The sequence below is a fragment of the Enterobacter ludwigii genome (assembly GCA_023023105.1).
GTDB classification, from domain to species: Bacteria; Pseudomonadota; Gammaproteobacteria; order Enterobacterales; family Enterobacteriaceae; genus Enterobacter; species Enterobacter adelaidei.
In genome coordinates this window covers 3,003,966-3,022,466 of record CP083824.1, presented here as the reverse complement: position 1 = coordinate 3,022,466, position 18,501 = coordinate 3,003,966, and the positions used below count along the sequence as shown (strand labels likewise).

Annotated in this window: 11 protein-coding genes; 3 read left to right on the top strand and 8 right to left on the bottom strand. The window is 56.8% G+C overall.

The annotated features are described in order from the left end of the window. Nucleotides 1–96: 96 nt before the first annotated feature. The 7 genes from baeR to yegD form a co-directional block, all read right to left on the bottom strand. Nucleotides 97–819, bottom strand: a complete 723-nt coding sequence (gene baeR, locus LCD46_14655) for a two-component system response regulator BaeR (protein ID UOY69319.1) — start codon at nucleotides 817–819, stop codon at nucleotides 97–99. Beyond that, on the bottom strand, nucleotides 816–2,219 hold the full coding sequence (gene baeS / locus LCD46_14650; GenBank protein ID UOY69318.1) for a two-component system sensor histidine kinase BaeS: 1,404 nt from the start codon (nucleotides 2,217–2,219) through the stop codon (nucleotides 816–818). The genes baeR and baeS overlap by 4 nt, the downstream gene beginning before the upstream one ends. Beyond that, nucleotides 2,216–3,631, bottom strand: a complete 1,416-nt coding sequence (locus tag LCD46_14645; GenBank protein ID UOY69317.1) for an MFS transporter — start codon at nucleotides 3,629–3,631, stop codon at nucleotides 2,216–2,218. Before LCD46_14645 ends, baeS begins: the two co-directional genes overlap by 4 nt. Continuing rightward, the gene (mdtC, locus tag LCD46_14640; protein UOY69316.1) at nucleotides 3,632–6,709 is read right to left on the bottom strand and encodes a multidrug efflux RND transporter permease subunit MdtC; all 3,078 of its coding nucleotides are present in this window, start codon (nucleotides 6,707–6,709) and stop codon (nucleotides 3,632–3,634) included. Further along, nucleotides 6,710–9,832, bottom strand: coding sequence for an MdtB/MuxB family multidrug efflux RND transporter permease subunit (locus LCD46_14635; protein ID UOY69315.1), 3,123 nt, complete (start codon nucleotides 9,830–9,832; stop codon nucleotides 6,710–6,712). It lies immediately after the preceding gene. After that, the gene (locus LCD46_14630; protein ID UOY69314.1) at nucleotides 9,832–11,034 is read right to left on the bottom strand and encodes an MdtA/MuxA family multidrug efflux RND transporter periplasmic adaptor subunit; all 1,203 of its coding nucleotides are present in this window, start codon (nucleotides 11,032–11,034) and stop codon (nucleotides 9,832–9,834) included. Before LCD46_14630 ends, LCD46_14635 begins: the two co-directional genes overlap by 1 nt. A gap of 159 nt (nucleotides 11,035–11,193) precedes the next feature. Then, the gene (yegD, locus tag LCD46_14625) at nucleotides 11,194–12,546 is read right to left on the bottom strand and encodes a molecular chaperone (GenBank protein ID UOY69313.1); all 1,353 of its coding nucleotides are present in this window, start codon (nucleotides 12,544–12,546) and stop codon (nucleotides 11,194–11,196) included. A gap of 130 nt (nucleotides 12,547–12,676) precedes the next feature. Here yegD and alkA point away from each other — a divergent pair, with 130 nt between their 5' ends. After that, the gene (gene alkA / locus LCD46_14620) at nucleotides 12,677–13,549 is read left to right on the top strand and encodes a DNA-3-methyladenine glycosylase 2 (protein ID UOY69312.1); all 873 of its coding nucleotides are present in this window, start codon (nucleotides 12,677–12,679) and stop codon (nucleotides 13,547–13,549) included. On the opposite strand, the gene LCD46_14615 is transcribed toward alkA, so the two are convergent. After that, nucleotides 13,514–16,843 (bottom strand): diguanylate cyclase, encoded by a 3,330-nt coding sequence (locus tag LCD46_14615; protein ID UOY69311.1) that lies wholly within the window; start codon nucleotides 16,841–16,843, stop codon nucleotides 13,514–13,516. The two genes, alkA and LCD46_14615, sit on opposite strands and share 36 nt — an antisense overlap. A gap of 343 nt (nucleotides 16,844–17,186) precedes the next feature. Here LCD46_14615 and udk point away from each other — a divergent pair, with 343 nt between their 5' ends. Both udk and dcd read left to right on the top strand, forming a co-directional pair. Then, complete coding sequence (gene udk, locus LCD46_14610) at nucleotides 17,187–17,828, top strand: uridine kinase (GenBank protein ID UOY69310.1); 642 nt, start codon at nucleotides 17,187–17,189, stop codon at nucleotides 17,826–17,828. 91 nt (nucleotides 17,829–17,919) lie between these two features. Beyond that, nucleotides 17,920–18,501: a dCTP deaminase gene (gene dcd / locus LCD46_14605; protein ID UOY69309.1), complete on the top strand. Its 582-nt coding sequence runs from the start codon at nucleotides 17,920–17,922 to the stop codon at nucleotides 18,499–18,501.

Sequence of the window (18,501 nt, the reverse complement as noted above, 5' to 3'; positions counted from 1 at the left end):
TGATAAATAAACGCATCGGTAAAGAGAGTATGGTTGATTATCGTGTGGATTCCAGAAATGAAAAACCCGCCGGTGGCGGGTTTGATAGCGAAAATGTCACGCAATCCTGCATGCATCCGCTTCCCATCTATACCCCACGCCATACACCGCGCGAATAAACGACTGCTCGGCATCCAGCGCTTCCAGCTTACGGCGCAGGTTCTTGATATGGCTGTCGATGGTGCGGTCGGTCACCACCCGGTAATCGTCATACAGGCGGTTCAGCAACTGTTCGCGGGAGAAGACTTTCCCCGGCTCGTGGGAGAGGGTTTTCAGCAGGCGGAACTCAGCAGGGGTCAGGTCCAGCATCTTGTTACGCCAGCTCGCCTGAAAACGGCTTTCATCCACAATCAGCGGACTTTCTGCGTCCAGCACCTGCAGTTCACGATGAGGCTTGCAGCGGCGCAGAATGGTTTTCACGCGGGCGACGACTTCACGTGGGCTGTAGGGTTTACAGATGTAATCATCTGCACCGATTTCGAGCCCCAGCAGGCGGTCAATCTCTTCAATTTTGGCAGTGACCATGACGATGGGCACGTCGGAGAAGCGACGAATTTCCCGGCACAGGGTCAGGCCATCGGTACCGGGGAGCATCAGATCCAGCAGGATCAGGTCCGGCGGCGTCTGGCGCACGTACGGCAGCACCTGGTCGCCATGATTAATCAGCGACGGGGCATAGCTTGCCGCGCGTAAATAGTCGATCAGTAACTGCCCAAGTTTCGGCTCATCTTCCACAATCAAAATGCGCGGCGTGTTTTCGTCAATCGGTAACTCGGTCATGCTTCTCTCGATAAATCCCGTTCCAGAGGTAACTCTACTGTAATGCTAACCCCGCCAAAAGGCGAATGGGCGGCGCGGATCGTGCCATTATGCGCCTCAACGATGTTAACGCAAATTGCCAGTCCCAGACCGGAACCGCCGCTGGCACGGTTGCGCGAGCCTTCGGTACGGTAGAAACGCTCAAACAGTTTTTCCAGCTGTGCGTCCTGCACGCCGGGGGTGGAATCGGCAAAGGTTAGGGCAAAGTTCCCGTTTTCCTGTTTGCCGGAGATATGCAGCCCGCCACCGCTGTCGGTGTAGCGCAGGCTGTTTTCCAGCAGGTTGTTGAAAAGCTGCATCAGCCGGTCTTTGTCGCCAAACACCACCGCGCTGTCTGGCAAGGAGAGATCAATTTTCAGATTGCGGCTGGCAAAACGTTCCCTGAAAGCACCGGTGGTGACTTCCAGGACGCTAATCACGTCGACGGGCGCTTTCTGGTAGGCCAGCGCCCCTTCGTCGGACATAGAGAGCTGGTGGAGGTCATCCACCAGTTTGGTGAGCGTGCCCACTTCGGCCTGCAATGAGGCCACCGATTCAGGCGTGAACTGGCGTACACCATCCTGAATGGCCTCCAGCTCGCCGCGCAGCACCGCCAGAGGGGTGCGCAGCTCGTGCGAAATGTCGGCCATAAAATCGCGGCGCATCTGCTGGTTTTTCTCCAGGGTACTGGCGAGCTGGTTAAAGTCCTGAGCCAGCTTACCCAGTTCATCCTGGCTGCGGGTATCGACGCGGGTCGTGAAATCCCCGGCGGCCAGCTTGTGCGTGCCCTCCACCAGCCGTTTCACCGGGGCGAGCAGACCGCGCGCCAGCGGGAAGGTGGCAAGCGCGGCGAGCAGGGTGGAGAGGGCGACAATCAGCCAGCTTGTCCGACGCTGCTGACGGTCAAAGTTAATATCGGTATTACGCGTCAGGCGCTCCACCGGCGAGGCGATAACCCAGCCGACGGTAGCGTTATTCACTTTGATCGCACGACGGGTGCCGTCCGGCGGAATCGGCGCGCGCGGGCCAACCAGCGGGCGCATATCCTGATCGATCACCCAGAACTGCGTGCGCCAGCCGTGCGGGGGCATGCCAGGCCCAGGGCGATCGTCACCGGTGTCATGCTCAAGCGAGCGCAAGATCTGGAAAATAAAGCGGTCGTTGTTGCGCAGAAAACGCCAGTTGCCGTGCTGGGCGTACTGTTCACTCAGCGCATCGCTTAAGCCCTGTAAACGCTGTTCATTGCCATGCTTGATGTAATCAATAAAACCGCGCTCAAAGCTGATCCGCACGGCCCAGTGCATGGTGATCAGCAGGACAATACAGGTGGCAAATATTGCGACAAAGAGCTTACCGGTAATGCCCGGTCGCCAGAATTTCATGATTCACTCCTTTTACTGCGCCGGATAACGACATTCTGGCTGGTATCATCAGGCACTCTGGCGAAGATGAAAGCGGGCAGGGCGATGATGACCGCCATGCTGAGATAGGTGTATAAAAAGACCTGATGCGCGACCGGGGTATCAACGCTGAGATGGTGTTGTCCGTACATACCGAGCAGTAAACCCGCTACGGTGACGCCCACGCTCATCGACAGTTGCATAACCATCGACAGCAGGCTGTTGCCGCTGCTCGCCAGATCGTCCGGCAGGTCCTTCAGCGTCAGCGTGTTCATCGACGAGAAGCGCATGGAGTTAATGATCCCCTGGCAGAACAGCACCAGCGGCAGAACGTAGTACCAGCCCATCAGCGCCACGGCCATAAACAGCAGGCTGACCAGCCCCAGACCCAGCGTGGCGGTTACCAGCACGTGACGGTAGCCAAAGCGGTTCACTACCTGCACCACGATTCGCTTCATTCCCATGCTACCGAGCACCATCGGGATCATCATCAGGCCCGCGTGGAACGGCGAAAATCCCATCCCGATTTGCAGGAAAACGGGTGTCATAAACGGCAGCATGCCGCTGCCGACTCGCCCGGCGAAGCTGCCGAACAGGCCAAGGCGATAGGTCGGGTTTTTAAACAAGTTCAGGCTGAACAGCGCTTTATCGTTACGTCTGGCGTGCCACAGGTACCACAGTATGGCGGTAACGCCGAGCGCGATCAGGAGCCCGAGCGTCAGGGGCGAAATCCCAAGACCTTTTTGTCCGTCGAGTGCCAGCGTCAGCGTTGCCATTCCTCCCGCCAGCAGGATAAAACCAAAGAAATCAAAGCGTCGGGTTTGCATGGTGTAGTTAGGCATCAGCATCAGCGTGGCAATGGCACCGATGATGCCAACAGGAAGGTTGATTAAGAATATCCAGTGCCAGGACGCGTATTCCACCAGCATACCGCCCAGCGCCGGGCCCAGCAGCGGCCCCACCTGACCGGGAAGGGTCACAAAGGTCATTGCCGCCATGTATTGCTCACGTGGAACAATTTTCATAACTGTTAACCTTCCGACGGGGACCATCATCGCCCCGCCAACGCCCTGCAACACCCGCGCCATGATTAGCTGGTCGAGGGTGTTGGCCTGAGCGCAAAACAGCGAACCCGTGGTAAACAAGACGATCGCGGTAAAGAAGATATTCCGCACGCCGACTTTGTCCGCCAGCCAGCCGCTGGCCGGCAGCATCACCGCAACCGTCAGTACGTAGGAGACAATCACCATATGCATATGCAGCGGACTCTCTCCCAGACTTTTCGCCATCGAGGGGAGGGCGGTATTGACGATGGTCGTGTCCAGCGACTGCATAAAGAAGCCGAAGGCGACAATCCATAGTTGCCAGCGAACGTTAGCGGGGAGGTCGGTCATTTATTCGGTCACCGTAGTTCTGTTTTTCCGCGAAAAACGCAGTCGCAGACGGTCAAAGAACAGATAGACCACCGGCGTGGTGTACAGCGTCAGCAGCTGGCTCATGACCAGACCGCCGACAATGGTGATCCCCAGCGGCTGGCGCAGCTCTGAGCCGTCTCCGCCCGAGATAACCAGCGGCAGCGCGCCAAACAGCGCCGCCAGGGTGGTCATCATGATCGGACGAAAACGCAGCAGACAGGCCTGGTATATCGCCTCTTCTGGCGACAGGTTGCCGTTACGCTGAGCATCCAGCGCGAAGTCCACCATCATGATCGCATTTTTCTTCACAATGCCGATTAATAGCATGATCCCGATTAAGGCGATTAAGCTGAATGGCGCACCAAACAACTCCAGCGCAAGCAATGCCCCGACACCTGCCGACGGCAGCGTCGAGAGGATCGTCAGCGGATGAACGTAACTCTCATACAGTACGCCAAGCACAATATAGACCGTGGCAATGGCGGCCAGGATCAAAATCACCTGCGAGTTCATTGTGTCCTGGAATACCTGCGCCGTTCCGGCAAAGCTACCGCGTACGGTAGACGGCACGCCAAGCTGTGTCATCGCGCGGTTGATCGCATCACTGGCCTCGGAAAGTGATGAACCGGCTGGCAGGTTAAAGGAGATGGTCGATGCTGCCGACAACCCCTGATGGTTCACCGACAGCGGCGCGTTGGCAGGCCGCCAGCTGGCAAAGTATGAGAGCGGTATCGCCTTGCCGTCGTTATTGATTACAAACATTTTATCCAGGGCACTAATGTCCTGGGTGTAACGCGGATCAACTTCCATCACCACTTTATACTGGTTCATCGGCTGATAGATGGTGGAGATCTCGCGCTGACCGAAGGCATTGTTCAGCAGGCTGTTGGCGGCTTCAACATTAATGCCCAGACGTGACATGGTCTCGCGGTCGTAGGTCAGGGCCATCTCTGCACCGTTGTCCTGCTGATCGGAATTCACGTCCGCCAGCTCCGGCAGGGCGGCCAGCGCCTTGCGGATCTTCGGCTCCCACTCGCGCAGGGCCGCTAAATCATCAGAGAGCAGCGTGTACTGATAGCTGGCATTCGCCTGACGCCCGCCAACGCGGATATCCTGAACGGCCATCAAAAACAGATTGGCACCGGGCTCTTTGGCGAGTTTCACCCTAAGACGGTCAATCACCTGCTGGGCGGTTTCGTTGCGCTCTCCGCGCGGTTTCAGAGTAATAAACATCATCCCGCTGTTGACGCGCGACCCGCCTGTAAAGCCGGTGACGTTATCCACGGCTTTGTCTTCACGAATGATCTTCATAAAGTCCTGCAGCTTGCCGCGCATCGCCTGGAACGAAATGCTCTGGTCAGCCTGAATACCGCCCATCAACACCCCGGTATCCTGTTCCGGGAAGAAGGTTTTCGGGATGGTGATGTACATCCAGACGTTGAGCACAATGGTACCGATGAGCACCAGGCCGACCAGGCGGGTATGGTTCAGCACCCATTTCAGTGATTTGCCGTAGCGCTCCTGTATGGCCATCAGGATGCGACCAAAGCCTTTACGGCGCGGCTGCGAGTGCGGTTGGCTGCGTTTTAACATCCAGCCGCACATCATTGGCGTGAGCGTAAGGGAGATGATCAGCGAAATACCGATAGCGACGGAGAGGGTGACGGCAAACTCCCGCAGTAACCGGCCCGGCAGCCCGCCCATCAGCAGCAGTGGCAGGAACACCGCCACCAGCGACAGGCTCATGGAGAGCACCGTAAAGCCCACCTCGCGCGTTCCCTGAAGCGCCGCCTGTAGCGGTTTGACACCTGCTTCCAGATGGCGGGATATATTTTCCAGCACCACGATGGCGTCATCGACCACAAATCCCGTTGCGATGGTCAAGGCCATCAGCGACAGGTTGTTGAGGCTAAAGCCACACAGATACATGGCGGCAAAGGTACCAATCAGCGACACCGGTACGGCGACTGCCGGGATCAGCGTCGCGCGGCCGGATCGCAGGAACAGGAAGACCACCAGGATCACCAGCGCGACGGAGATAACCAGGGTTTGCTCCACCTCTTCAAGCGAGGCGCGAATGGTTGGGGAGCGATCCTGGGCAATCTGCAAATTGATCTCAGCCGGGATCGTCTCCTGCAACACCGGAAGACGCGCGCGAATGCTGTTCACCGTCTCAATAATGTTGGCTTCCGGCAGCTTGCGGATCATCAGCAAAATCGCCGGTTTGGCGTTGGTCATCCCGGCGTTACGCACGTCCTGCACCGAGTCCGTGACGCTGGCCACGTCGCTTAAACGTACCGCTGCACCGTTGTTATAGTGGACGATCAGCGGCTGATATTCGGCGGCAGTTTTTAGCTCGTCGTTCGTCTGGATCTGCCAGCGATGGCTGTTGTTCTCGACGGCACCCTGCGGTTTACGGACGTTGGCAGTGCTGATGGCGGAGCGCACGTCGTCCAGCGACACGCCCTGGTTGAACAGCGCCTGTGGGTTTAAGCCCACGCGCACGGCGGGCAGGGAGCTCCCGCCGACGCTCACGTCACCGACGCCGTTAATTTGTGAGATTGTCTGCGCCAGCTGGGTAGACGCAAAGTCGTAAAGCTGCCCCTGCGAGTAGGTATCCGAGGTCAGCGTCAGGATCATGATCGGCGCGTCGGACGGGTTTGCCTTGCGGTAGGTCGGGCGGCTCGGCATTCCGCTCGGGAGCAGGCTTTGCGCGGCGTTAATGGCGGCCTGCACGTCGCGTGCCGCACCGTTAATATCCCGATCGAAGCTGAACTCCAGAATGATACGCGTGCTGCCTAGCGAGCTGCTGGAGGTCATCTCATTAATTCCGGCAATCCGCCCGAGTGAACGTTCCAGCGGTGTGGCGACTGACGAGGCCATCGTTTCCGGCGATGCGCCAGGCAGCGAGGCGCTAACCATGATCACCGGAAAATCTACCTGCGGCAGGGGAGCCACCGGCAGCAGCCGGAAGCCCAGTACGCCGCAAAGGGTGATGGCGAGCGAGATTAAAATCGTCGCCACCGGGCGATAAATGAAGAGAGCGAAAAACTTCACTTATGCCTCCTCTTCACGTTTCGGGAAGCGGCTTTTGGTCCACAGCGCCAGGCGGTCGAACAGCAGGTAGATCACCGGCGTGGTGAAGAGGGTCAGCACCTGGCTCACCAGCAGACCGCCGACCATGCCGATCCCCAGAGGACGACGCAGCTCCGCGCCGACGCCGGCACTGAGCATCAGCGGCAGCGCGCCCAGCAGGGCGGCCAGGGTGGTCATCAGGATCGGACGAAAACGCAGCAGGCAGGCCTGGAAAATCGCATCGCGCGGGTTCATCCCCTGCTCGCGCTCGGCAGCAAGAGCAAAGTCGATCATCATAATGGCGTTTTTCTTCACGATCCCGATAAGCAGGATGATGCCGATAATCGCAATCACATCCAGCTCGCTACCCGCCAGCATCAATGCCAGCAGAGCCCCGACACCTGCCGTCGGCAGGGTAGAGAGGATGGTGATCGGATGGATAAAGCTTTCATACAGCACGCCGAGCACGATATACATTGCGACCACCGCCGCGACAATCAGCCAGATGGTGTTGCCGAGCGCCGCCTGAAACGCCAGCGTACTGCCCTGGAACTGGGTCTGAATATCGGACGGGAAGCTCAGCGTTTTCTCTGCGGCCAGAATCGCTTCCACGGCTTCGCCAAGAGAATAGTTATCCGGTACGTTGAAAGAAATGGTGGTGGACGGGAACTGGTCCAGATGGTTAATCGACAGCGGGGTATAGCGCTCTTCCACGGTCGAGATGGCGCTTAATGGCACAATTCCCCCGTCTTTGCTGGTCAGGCGTACCGAGTCCAGCCCCGCCAGGCCAGGCGTGTGCTCGGTGTTGTGCTCCAGCACCACGCGATACTGATTCGCCTGAGTGTAAATCGTGGAGATCAGTCGCTGCCCAAAGGCGTTATACAGCGCGTTATCGACGTCTGCCATCGTGATGCCCAGACGGCTGGCGGTGTCACGATTCACATTCACATACGCTGCCAGACCTTTGTCCTGCCAGTCGCTGCTGACGTCAGAGAGCTGCGGCAGGGTTTTTAGCTTATCCACCAGCTGCGGTACCCAGGTGCTGAGGGCATCAAGCGTGGTGGCCTGCAGCGTGAACTGGTACTGGGTGCGGCTGACCTGGGTATCAATGGTCAAATCCTGAATCGGCTGCAGATACAGTTCCACGCCAGGCACGCGCGCCACGGACTCTTGCAGACGTTCAATCACCGCGTTTACGCGATCGTCGCGCTGACTCAATGGCTTAAGGTTGATCTGCAGACGTGCGCTGTTCAGAGAGGGGTTGGTGCCATCCACGCCGACATAGGAGGTCAGGCTCTCCACCGCCGGATCTTTCATGATGATCTCAGATACCTGCTGCTGCCGCTGGGCCATGTTAGCGAAGGAGACCGACTGCGGTGCCTGAAGCGTGCCCTGAATAATGCCGTTGTCCTGAACCGGGAAAAAGCCCTTCGGGATCACGATCCACAGTAAGACGCTGAGCGCCAGCGTACCGAGTGCCACGCCGAGCGTTGCCCACGGATGGTTGAGCACTTTCGCCAGCAGACGTCCGTACGCCGCGATAATACGTTCAAACATGCGTTCGGAGGCGCGGGAGAAACGGTTTTGCTTGCGCAGGGACTCATGGCTTAGCATGCGGGCGCACATCATCGGGGTCAGCGTCAGCGAGACGACCGCAGAAATCAATATGGCGACCGCAAGGGTCACGGCAAACTCGCGGAACAGACGGCCGACGATATCGCCCATAAACAGCAGCGGGATCAGCACCGCAATCAGCGAGAAGGTCAACGAGATAATGGTAAAGCCGATCTCACCCGCACCTTTTAGCGCGGCCGCCAGCGGTTTTTCCCCTTTCTCGATATAGCGCGAGATGTTCTCGATAACCACGATGGCATCATCCACCACGAACCCGGTGGCGATGGTGAGCGCCATCAGCGTCAGGTTATTGATTGAGAAATCGAGGAACACCATCACCGCAAACGTCCCCACCAGCGAGAGCGGGACGGCGACGGCGGGAATGATGGTTGCCGGAACGTTGCGCAGGAACAGATAGATAATCATCACCACCAGCGCAATCGCCAGCATCAGCTCGAACTGGGTGTCGGTGACCGACGCGCGAATATTCGTGGTACGGTCGGAAAGCACCTTCACGCTGACCGATTTCGGCAGGCTTTCGATCAGCTGTGGCAGCATGGTGCGAATGCTGTCTGCGGTTTCAATGATGTTTGCGCCCGGCTGACGCTGGACGTTCATCACGATCGCCTGCTGTTTGTTGGCCCAGGCACCCAGCCAGCTGTTTTCCGCTCCTTGTTCGACGGTCGCCACATCACCCAGACGCACCGGCGCACCGTTCTGGTAGGCGATAATCAGCTGACGGTATTCATCGGCGGACTGCATCTGGTCGTTCGCGGAGAGCGTAACGGCACGGGTTGGTCCGTCCAGCGAGCCCTTCGCCGAGTTGACGTTAGCATTGCTGATGGCGCTGCGAATGGTTTCGCTGGTCAACCCCAGAGCGGCAATCGCCTGGGCGTTGAGCTTCACGCGTACCGCCGGGCGTTGCCCGCCCGCCAGCGTGACGAGGCCAACGCCGGAAACCTGAGAAATCTTCTGCGCCACGCGGGTTTCGACCATATCTTCCACCTGCGTCATCGGCATGGCGGAGGAGGTCACGGCCAGCGTCATGATCGGCGGATCCGCCGGGTTCACTTTGCTGTAGACCGGTGGATTAGGCAGGTCTGACGGCAGCAGGTTGGTGGCCGCGTTGATGGCGGCCTGTACCTCCTGCTCGGCGACATCCAGTGACAGCGTCAGTTGGAACTGGAGCGTCACGACGGATGCGCCACCGGAACTCTGGGAGGACATCTGCTTCAGGCCAGACATTTGACCGAACTGACGCTCCAGCGGCGCGGTAATGGCTGACGTCACCACGTCCGGGCTGGCGCCAGGATAAAGCGTTACCACCTGAATGGTGGGGTAATCCACTTCCGGGAGCGCCGAAACGGGCAGAAAGCGATAGCCGATAATCCCGGCCAGCAGAATTGCCACCATCAGCAGCGTGGTAGCGACGGGACGTAAAATGAACAGGCGTGACGGCCCACCTGTCGAGTCTGGAGGCATGACCTGCATCAGGCTTTCTCCCCTTGTTTCGCAGGCTCAACCACTTCCACTTTCGCCCCTTCGGTCAGACGGTCAATGCCGTCGGTGACCACGCGGTCGCCCGCGGAAAGTCCGGCGCTGATGACCACCATCTGGCTGTCCTGAATCCCGGTTTTCACCAGATGTTTACTGACTTTATTGTCGCTGTTCAGTACCCAGACAAAGTTCCCTTCATTACCCATCTGCAGTGCCGCCGATGGGATCACCACCGCGTTTTCTTCGGTCGCAACCAGCATGCGCGCATTGACGAACTGGTTCGGGAAGAGGGCGTCGTCCTGATTATTAAACCGTGCTTTGAGCTTGATGGTGCCGGTGGTGGTATCGATCTGGTTGTCCAGACTGAGCAGGGAACCTTCGCTGAGTTTCTGCTTGTTGGTACGGTCCCAGGCTTCCACCACCAGGCCTTTACCGGCTTTTTGCGCCTGCACCACGGTCGCAATGTCGCTTTCCGGCAGGGTAAAGACTAAATCAATCGGGTGGGTTTGGGTGATCACTACGATGCCCGTGGTGTCGCCACTTGAGATTTGGTTACCGATATCGACCTGCTTCAGGCCCACGCGCCCGTCAATCGGCGCGGTGATGCGGCTCCAGTCCAGCTGCAGCTGTGCACTGGCGACGGCAGCTTCATCGGCTTTAGTGGTGCCCTGCGTTTCGCTGACCAGCGACTGCTGGGTGTCCAGCTCCTGCCGCGATACCAGGTTGGTTTTGACCAGCTGCTGGTAACGCGCTAAATCGCGCCGGGCATTGGCGAGCGTGGCGTTGTCCTTTGCGAGCTGTCCCTGCGCCTGGGCCAGCGCCACCTTGAACTGGCTCGGGTCGATTTCCGCCAACAGATCGCCCGCTTTGACCTGCTGACCTTCCTGGAAGTGAATGGCCATCAGCTGGCCGTCGACGCGACTGCGTACTGTTACGGTGTTGGCGGCGGTAATCGTCCCAAGACCTGTAAGATAGCGCGGAACGGCTTTATTCACTGCCGTAGCTGCCTGTACAGGTGCCAGCGCACCGCCGCGCATACCGTGACGCCCTCCGCCCGTCGGGCGCTGTGGCTGGCTGGTGGCACCCGCGGGTGCTGCGGAGTTTGCGGATTGACTGTGCCAGTACCAGGCGGCGGCAAGAACCACCACAATGATGCCAGCGGCGATTGCCCAGCGGGATTTATTACGGCCTTTCATCGTTATACGTTCTCATCCTGAATACTTCGGGGAATGATACTAGTTTAGTCAGGTAACACAGCGGAAAAATGGAGGAAATATGGAAGACTGTCAGGAATGGTCTGAGTATGGTGCTCTTTTTAGCCGGGTGGAGCGGATACGCCACCCGGCACAATGAGACTAGCTAAACATCACCTGCGCCCAGCGCGCCAGACCGGCGGTAACGGAACCAAAGTCATCGCCACCCGCAATCGGAATGCCCGGCAGCTGTTCCGCCAGCGCTTTTTTGATCAGCGGTGAACGCGCGCTCCCCCCGGTCAGATAGATAACGTCCGGTTTCTCTTTGCCGTTTTCCAGCGCCAGCTGCACCTGCTCCAGAATACGCTGCAGCGGCTGCGCGAGCGCAGCCTCCAGCCCGTCCTGAGAAATCGCAGTGGCCAGATCGTCGCTGATAAACGGCAAGGAGACCGCATGCTCAGCGCGGTCGGAAAGGGCGATTTTGCTCTCTTCTGCGGTACGTACCACGCGATAGCTAAGACGCTGACGCCACACTTTATACAGCAGGGCGACTTTTTCGGCGTCCTGCGCGTCGCGTACCAGGTCGTTCAGGAAACGGCCATTTGCAGTGCTGTAAAAATCACTCTGCGCCGGGACGTCGTTAATCGCGATAGCGTTCCACCATGGCAGGATTGGCAGAGCGATACCTTTTTCAGTTTGTCCGCCCATGCCGAGCAGTGGCATCAGGCTCTTGAACGCCAGGGCAATATCGAGATCGTTACCGCCGATACGGCAGCCACTGTGCCCCAGCAAGCTGTTTTCGCGGTCGCGACGGTTATGCCATTGTGGCCCCATCAGCAGCAGCGAGCAGTCCGTCGTACCGCCGCCGATATCCACGACTAATACGCGTTTCTCTTCCGTCAGTGTGGCTTCAAAATCCAGTCCCGCCGCAACGGGCTCATACTGGAACACCACGTCACGGAAGCCTGCACGGTGCGCCGCACGTTCAAGGATACCCTGCGCCTGCTGGTTAGCGTCATCTCCCCCCAGACCCTGGAAGTTGATCGGACGGCCAATCACCGCCTGGGCGATCGCTTGCGACACCTGGGTTTGCGCCTGATTGCGAATGTGCAGCATCATGGCGCAGACCAGATCTTCAAACATCGCCACCTGCTGTGGCTTCAGACCGCTGGCACCCAGGAAGGATTTTGGTGATTTAACGAAGTAAACCTCTTCGGGATCTTCGATGTAGTGCCCGAGCGAAGAGAGGCCGAACTGCACGCTGGAAGGCGTAACGTCGATATCTTCCTCGCGGTTAAAACTGACCGCGCGGCGCAGCAATGCCTGAGTCTCCGACGCGGTGGCCGGAACCTGATGATGGCGGAACAGCCATTCGCTGACCGCTTCGCGGGTAGGTGCGCAGAGCATTGAGGGCAGCAGCGTACTCTCTTTTTCCATTTTCAGGAGCTGTGGCTGTCCGTCCTGCATAATTGCAACCGAGCAGTTTGCCGTACCGTAATCAAATCCAATAAACACGAATAATCCCCATGCCAGTGAGAAGGGGCGAGACTTTAACGAAATGTCTGCATCGCGACAACAGGAATATGAAAGCAAGGCGAAACAAGGTCTTTCGGTTTATGCTGAGGGGAACAAAAAAGGAGCGACAATGTATACCCTGACCTGGCAACCCCCTTACGACTGGCAATGGATGTTTGGCTTTCTTGGCGCGCGTGCGGTAGAGGGCGTTGAGACCGTCACTGAACACTATTACGAGCGCAGTTTCGCCTTTGAGGGGCACCAGGGGATCTTTCGCGTCACACCGGATAACCTGACCCACACGCTACAGGTGACGCTGAGCCCCGGGTTAATCCCGGTTGCGCAAACCTGTCTTGAACGTATTGGGCGTCTGTTCGATCTGGCCTGCGATCCGCATGAAATTCACAAGACGCTTGGCGATCTCGGCGTTGCACGGCCAGGCTTGCGTTTGCCTGGGGCGATGGACGCGTACGAACAGGGCGTGCGGGCGATTCTCGGGCAACTGGTGAGCGTGGCGATGGCGGCGAAACTGGCCTCGCGCGTGGTGGCGCTGTGCGGCGAACCGATCGCGGATTGTCCGGGGTATCTCTGCTTCCCCACACCACAAGCGCTGGCCGCAACGGACCCGCTGGCGCTGAAAGCGCTCGGGATGCCGGTCAAACGCGCTGAGTCGTTGATTCATCTGGCGCAATCGGTCATTGAAGGCACGTTTCCGCTGACGCCACCTGAGGATGTTGAGGCAGGCATGAAGGCCTTGCAACAGCGGCCTGGAATAGGGCGCTGGACGGCAAACTATCTGGCTCTGCGCGGCTGGCAGGCGAAGGATGTTTTTCTGCCGGATGATTATCTGATTAAGCAACGCTTTGCCGGGATGACGCCAGCGCAAATTCGTCGCTATGCTCAGCGCTGGCAGCCCTGGCGTTCTTACGCGCTGCTGCACATCTGGTATACCGACGGCTGGGCGCCGTCAGTTGATAGCGAAATAACTGGTATTGAGAAGTAGATCCAGCGGCTGTGGCTCGGCAATCGTGTCACCATAAATAAAATCGAGCCCGATGCCAGAGAGTGTATCCATCATGATCGGCTGATTACAGGGACCCGCGATGGTTTTCATCCCCAGGCGCTGGGCATGGCCCTGGATGATAGTCACCATCATTTCATCCATCAGGTTGCCATAAACATTGGTTACCACTTCCGCATCCAGCATTAGATAGTCGGCCATATTCGCGCTCAGGTGGGTAAAGACGTTCATGTCACGCCCCACCTGACTGAAAATCACGCGACAACCCGCCTGACGAAGCTTTTGCAGCCCCCGTTGCAGGTTTTCATCTGGGTTGCACACCACATCGGCAGGGATGATCAGATGCAGAAGACGGCCCGGCAGTGGGCTTTTATCCAGCAGGTCGAGAAGTTCATCGACCAGCGTCACGCTGGCCAAACCGGCTTCAGAAAGCGGCAGTGCAACGCCCATACCTTTACTGGCGACCTGTGCGGCAGAGGTACGGAAAAACTCACTAAAGATCCGTCTGTCGAGAGCGTGCAACAGCTCAGGCTCCGCCAGGCCAGATCGGAAGGCGTGTTCTTCCTGTACTTCGCCCTGGCTGGTCCACAGGCGTAACGAAATGAGCCAGAAGTTACAGCTTTCCGGTATGCGTGGCGAGGCGACACTGCGGGCTATCATCATCAGATGATTGTCTTTAATCATGTGCCACTGTTCATCCAGTGACATCATGCTGCGTGCGCTGTGGTCCCGCTCCTGCTGAGGTTCGTAAACCGTGACGATGCCGCGCCCACTGTTTTTCGAGGCATAACAGGCGATATCAGCCTGTGACATGATCTCCGATGCCTGATGATTATTTTCATCAATCAACGTGATACCTGCGCTGGCACCAATTCTGTGCAGGCGTCCTTCCCACATAAAGTGATAGCCATTGATGGTATGGATCAGGCGGCTGGCGATATAACGTGCGCTCTCTATGTTGCAGTCCGGCAACAGCAAACCGAATTCGTCCCCGCCCAGACGCGCCAGCACATCACTCGAGCGAAGCATGGTCAACATTAATGAAGAGAGCTCCCTGAGCAGGGCATCACCTGCGGCATGGCCTGCCGTATCGTTGACCGCTTTGAAACGATCAAGATCGATAAAGACCAGAGCATGACGCTGGCGCGTTTCGCGAACGGTCTGCAAGAGCCGTTTGAGATGATTTTCAAAGCTAACCCGGTTTGCCAGGTGGGTCAGGGCATCGTGGGAGGCGCTGTAACTCAACTGGCGCAACATTTTGCGCGACTCTGTCACATCCTGAATCACGATAACCGAGCCAATGTTTTGTCCGTCCAGTGTGCTGAGCGGCGTAATGCTGTAATGAATATCAAAATTACCGCCGGTGCGGCAGTTCAGGACCACGTCCTGATCGATATCGGAACGGGACATATCACCGCTATGAATGTTCTCCATCAGCGGCCCTTTTTCACCAAAGGTAATATGCAGCACCCGCAGGATGGGCTGACCGATAGCTTCGGTCTGCAGCCAGCCACTCATTTTCTCGGCAACCGGGTTCATGAAGGTGACATTCATGTTGATATCGGTGCACAGCACCGCTTCGCCGATGGAGTCGAGGGTTATGTGCAGACGCTCTTTTTCCTGGAACAGGGCCTCGTTGAGTTGCTTAACTTCGGTCATGTCCATGTTGATACCGAGCAGGCGTTCGACTTCGCCCTGCTTGTTCAGCACCCGGTTCGCCAGAGAGCGGATATGTCGCACGCCTTCCTTCACGCGGATGCGGAATTCAAGCTTAAACGGCAAACGGGCGATCAGAGAGTCCCGCAGCACCTTTTCTGCATGCGCGCGATCCTCAGGCAGCATCGCTTCATGCCAGAGTTGCCAGGTGGGCTTGATGTGCGGCGGTATTTCATACAGCTCGAACATTCGCTTATCCCAGCTGATAATGTCTGGCTCCAGATCCCACTCCCAGATGCCGATCCCCCCCGCTTCGTTGGCAAGCGTAATACGCTCCATCAGACGTTTGTTGACCCATTCGGTCTGTTTCAGGTCGTTAATATCTTCGATCTGCGCGATAAAATAGAGGGGTGAACCGTCGGTATGGCGCACGACAGAGACAGCAAGAAGCGCCCAGACCACCTCTCCATTGCGCGTGTAGTAGCGCTTCTCAAGGGTGTAGGTATTAATCTCTCCGTTGACCAGTTGCTCCAGTTGTTTCAGGTCGGTATGCAAATCTTCCGGCCAGGTTAACTGCTGGAAGGTGAGCGACTGGAGCTCACTCTGGCTGTAACCGAGAAAGTTGCACAGTGCCTTGTTGGCCTGAAGCCATTTACCCTCAATGCTGACCAGCGCCATCCCGATAGCGGAATACTCCATCGCGTTACGAAAACGCTCCTCGCTCTCGGTAATGTGTTTGCGTTCTGCGCGGAAAGCATACATCACCATGGTCATTACGTTGGCAGGCAGGAGCAGCATCAGGAACGGTAGCCACGGCGCATTCAACATGGCGTTAGTATGTTGAGTGGTCAACGCCAGAGGGTTGCGGGCGATCATCAGGGAAACCACCATAACGGTGACCAGAAACACCATGAACGCTTCCATTCGCGGCAGGCGCACGGCACTCCACATAAGCAGAACGATAACGCAGGTAAAGGGCCACGGCAGCCAGATAATGGCTGCCCAACTGAGGACTAACGTCACCGCCATGGTGGTCAGCGTTTCAAGCAGCAATCTCGGGTCACGATGGCGCAGCAGATAATGCGGTTTAAAAAGCAATCCTAACGGCACCAGCGCCAGCGCACCGATGGCTTCAGACAAGACCCAGACGAGGAAATTACGCAGTGGTTCTGGAGTAGGGATCAGACAATAGACCAGAACACCGCCCACCAGTGGTGGCACCAGCGCGCTGCCAATGGCCAGACGGATCCAGTCATTCAGATTTTGCAGCGGGTTATACCACGGGAGCAATTTGCGCAGTAGCAACGCGCCAATCACAGCCTCAATCACGTTGATTGAGGGGTAGATGAAGCTTGTCGCCCCCCACGAAAACAACATCCATGAAGCCAGAATATTGCCAAACGAACAGGCCAGAGCAATCCCCGGCCACATTTTTCCTGCATGGCGGTAAAACGCCACCACCATGATGGCGGTGGGAAACCAGAGCGGCGCCAGCAGAGTACCGAAGCGAGTTAGCTCAAGCGAAAATAAGGTAAAGATAAAGGTGACCAGGCCCAGACAGACAAGTCGTAATAAAGGATGTGGGGTGGTAACCAAAACCCGCTGGTATTGTTTATTCATTACCGCTTTATCCAGAGACGCCATGCCGCCAGGAAAGAAGTCCGGACGAGTGAATTTGATAATTTGGTTTATGCTAGTACAAACAATTTACAATTCATATGGTGACTGCTCATAATTTGACATCATAGACTTATTAAATAGTTACTCTTAAAAAAATCCATGTTAATTGCTGAAAAAGTGTTCATTTAAATTTAACTAAAGGAAGAATGCGCCACTTTTCAGGCTGTCTCGCAGAACCTGTGCTTTCGACTGGTATCACGCTCCCGAAATCCCTATAATTGCCGCGTTTGACGCTCCGGCGTCGTCCTTCCTTAACATCCAGGTTAATCAGGTCGCTAAATTTATGACTGATAAGTCTCATCAGTGCGTCATTATAGGCATCGCCGGCGCATCGGCTTCAGGTAAAAGTCTAATTGCCAGTACGCTTTATCGCGAACTGCGTGAACAAGTAGGTGATGAGCACATCGGCGTCATTCCCGAAGACAGCTATTACAAAGATCAATCCCATCTGTCGATGGAAGAGCGTGTAAAAACCAACTATGACCACCCAAATGCAATGGATCACAGTTTACTGTTCCAGCATCTGGAAGCGCTTAAGAGCGGCCAGGCGATTGAACTGCCGGTTTACAGTTATGTAGAACATACCCGCACTCAGGAAACTATCCGCATCGAGCCGAAGAAGGTCATCATCCTGGAAGGCATTCTGCTTCTCACTGATGCCCGTCTGCGTGAGTCCATGAACTTCTCTATTTTCGTCGATACCCCGCTGGATATCTGCCTGATGCGCCGCATCAAACGTGACGTTAATGAGCGCGGTCGTTCGATGGACTCCGTCATGGCGCAATACCAGAAAACGGTCCGCCCAATGTTCCTGCAATTTATTGAACCGTCCAAGCAATACGCCGATATCATCGTGCCGCGTGGGGGCAAAAACCGCATAGCTATTGATATCTTAAAAGCGAAAATCAGCCAGTTTTTTGAATAAGCCGCGTGAATTGTGTACCGTTCAGAGATAACCTGGTTTTACCCTGAGTGTTTACCGCCTCAGGGTACGATGCATGAAAGGAGAAAGTGCCATGCGTCTTTGTGATCGCGATATTGAAGCCTGGCTGGATGAAGGCCGTTTGTCTATTACCCCACGTCCACCGGTGGAGCGTATCAATGGTGTGACCGTTGATGTGCGGTTGGGGAATAAATTCCGTACCTTTAGTGGCCACACCGCGCCGTTCATCGACCTCAGCGGGCCGAAGGATGAAGTCAGCGCCGCGCTCGATCGCGTGATGAGTGACGAAATCGTCATTGACGAAGGCGAAGCCTTTTATTTGCACCCAGGTGAACTGGCGCTGGCGGTGACGTATGAATCCGTGACGCTCCCAGCGGACCTGGTTGGCTGGCTGGATGGTCGCTCATCACTGGCGCGTCTGGGGTTGATGGTTCACGTAACCGCGCACCGTATTGATCCCGGCTGGTCTGGCCGTATCGTACTGGAGTTCTTCAATGCCGGTAAACTGCCTCTGGCTCTACGCCCTGGAATGATGATCGGCGCGTTAAGCTTTGAACCTCTGTCAGGTCCTGCCGATCGTCCTTATAACCGCCGTCAGGACGCAAAATATCGCGACCAGCAGGGCGCGGTTGCCAGCCGTATTGATAAAGACTGA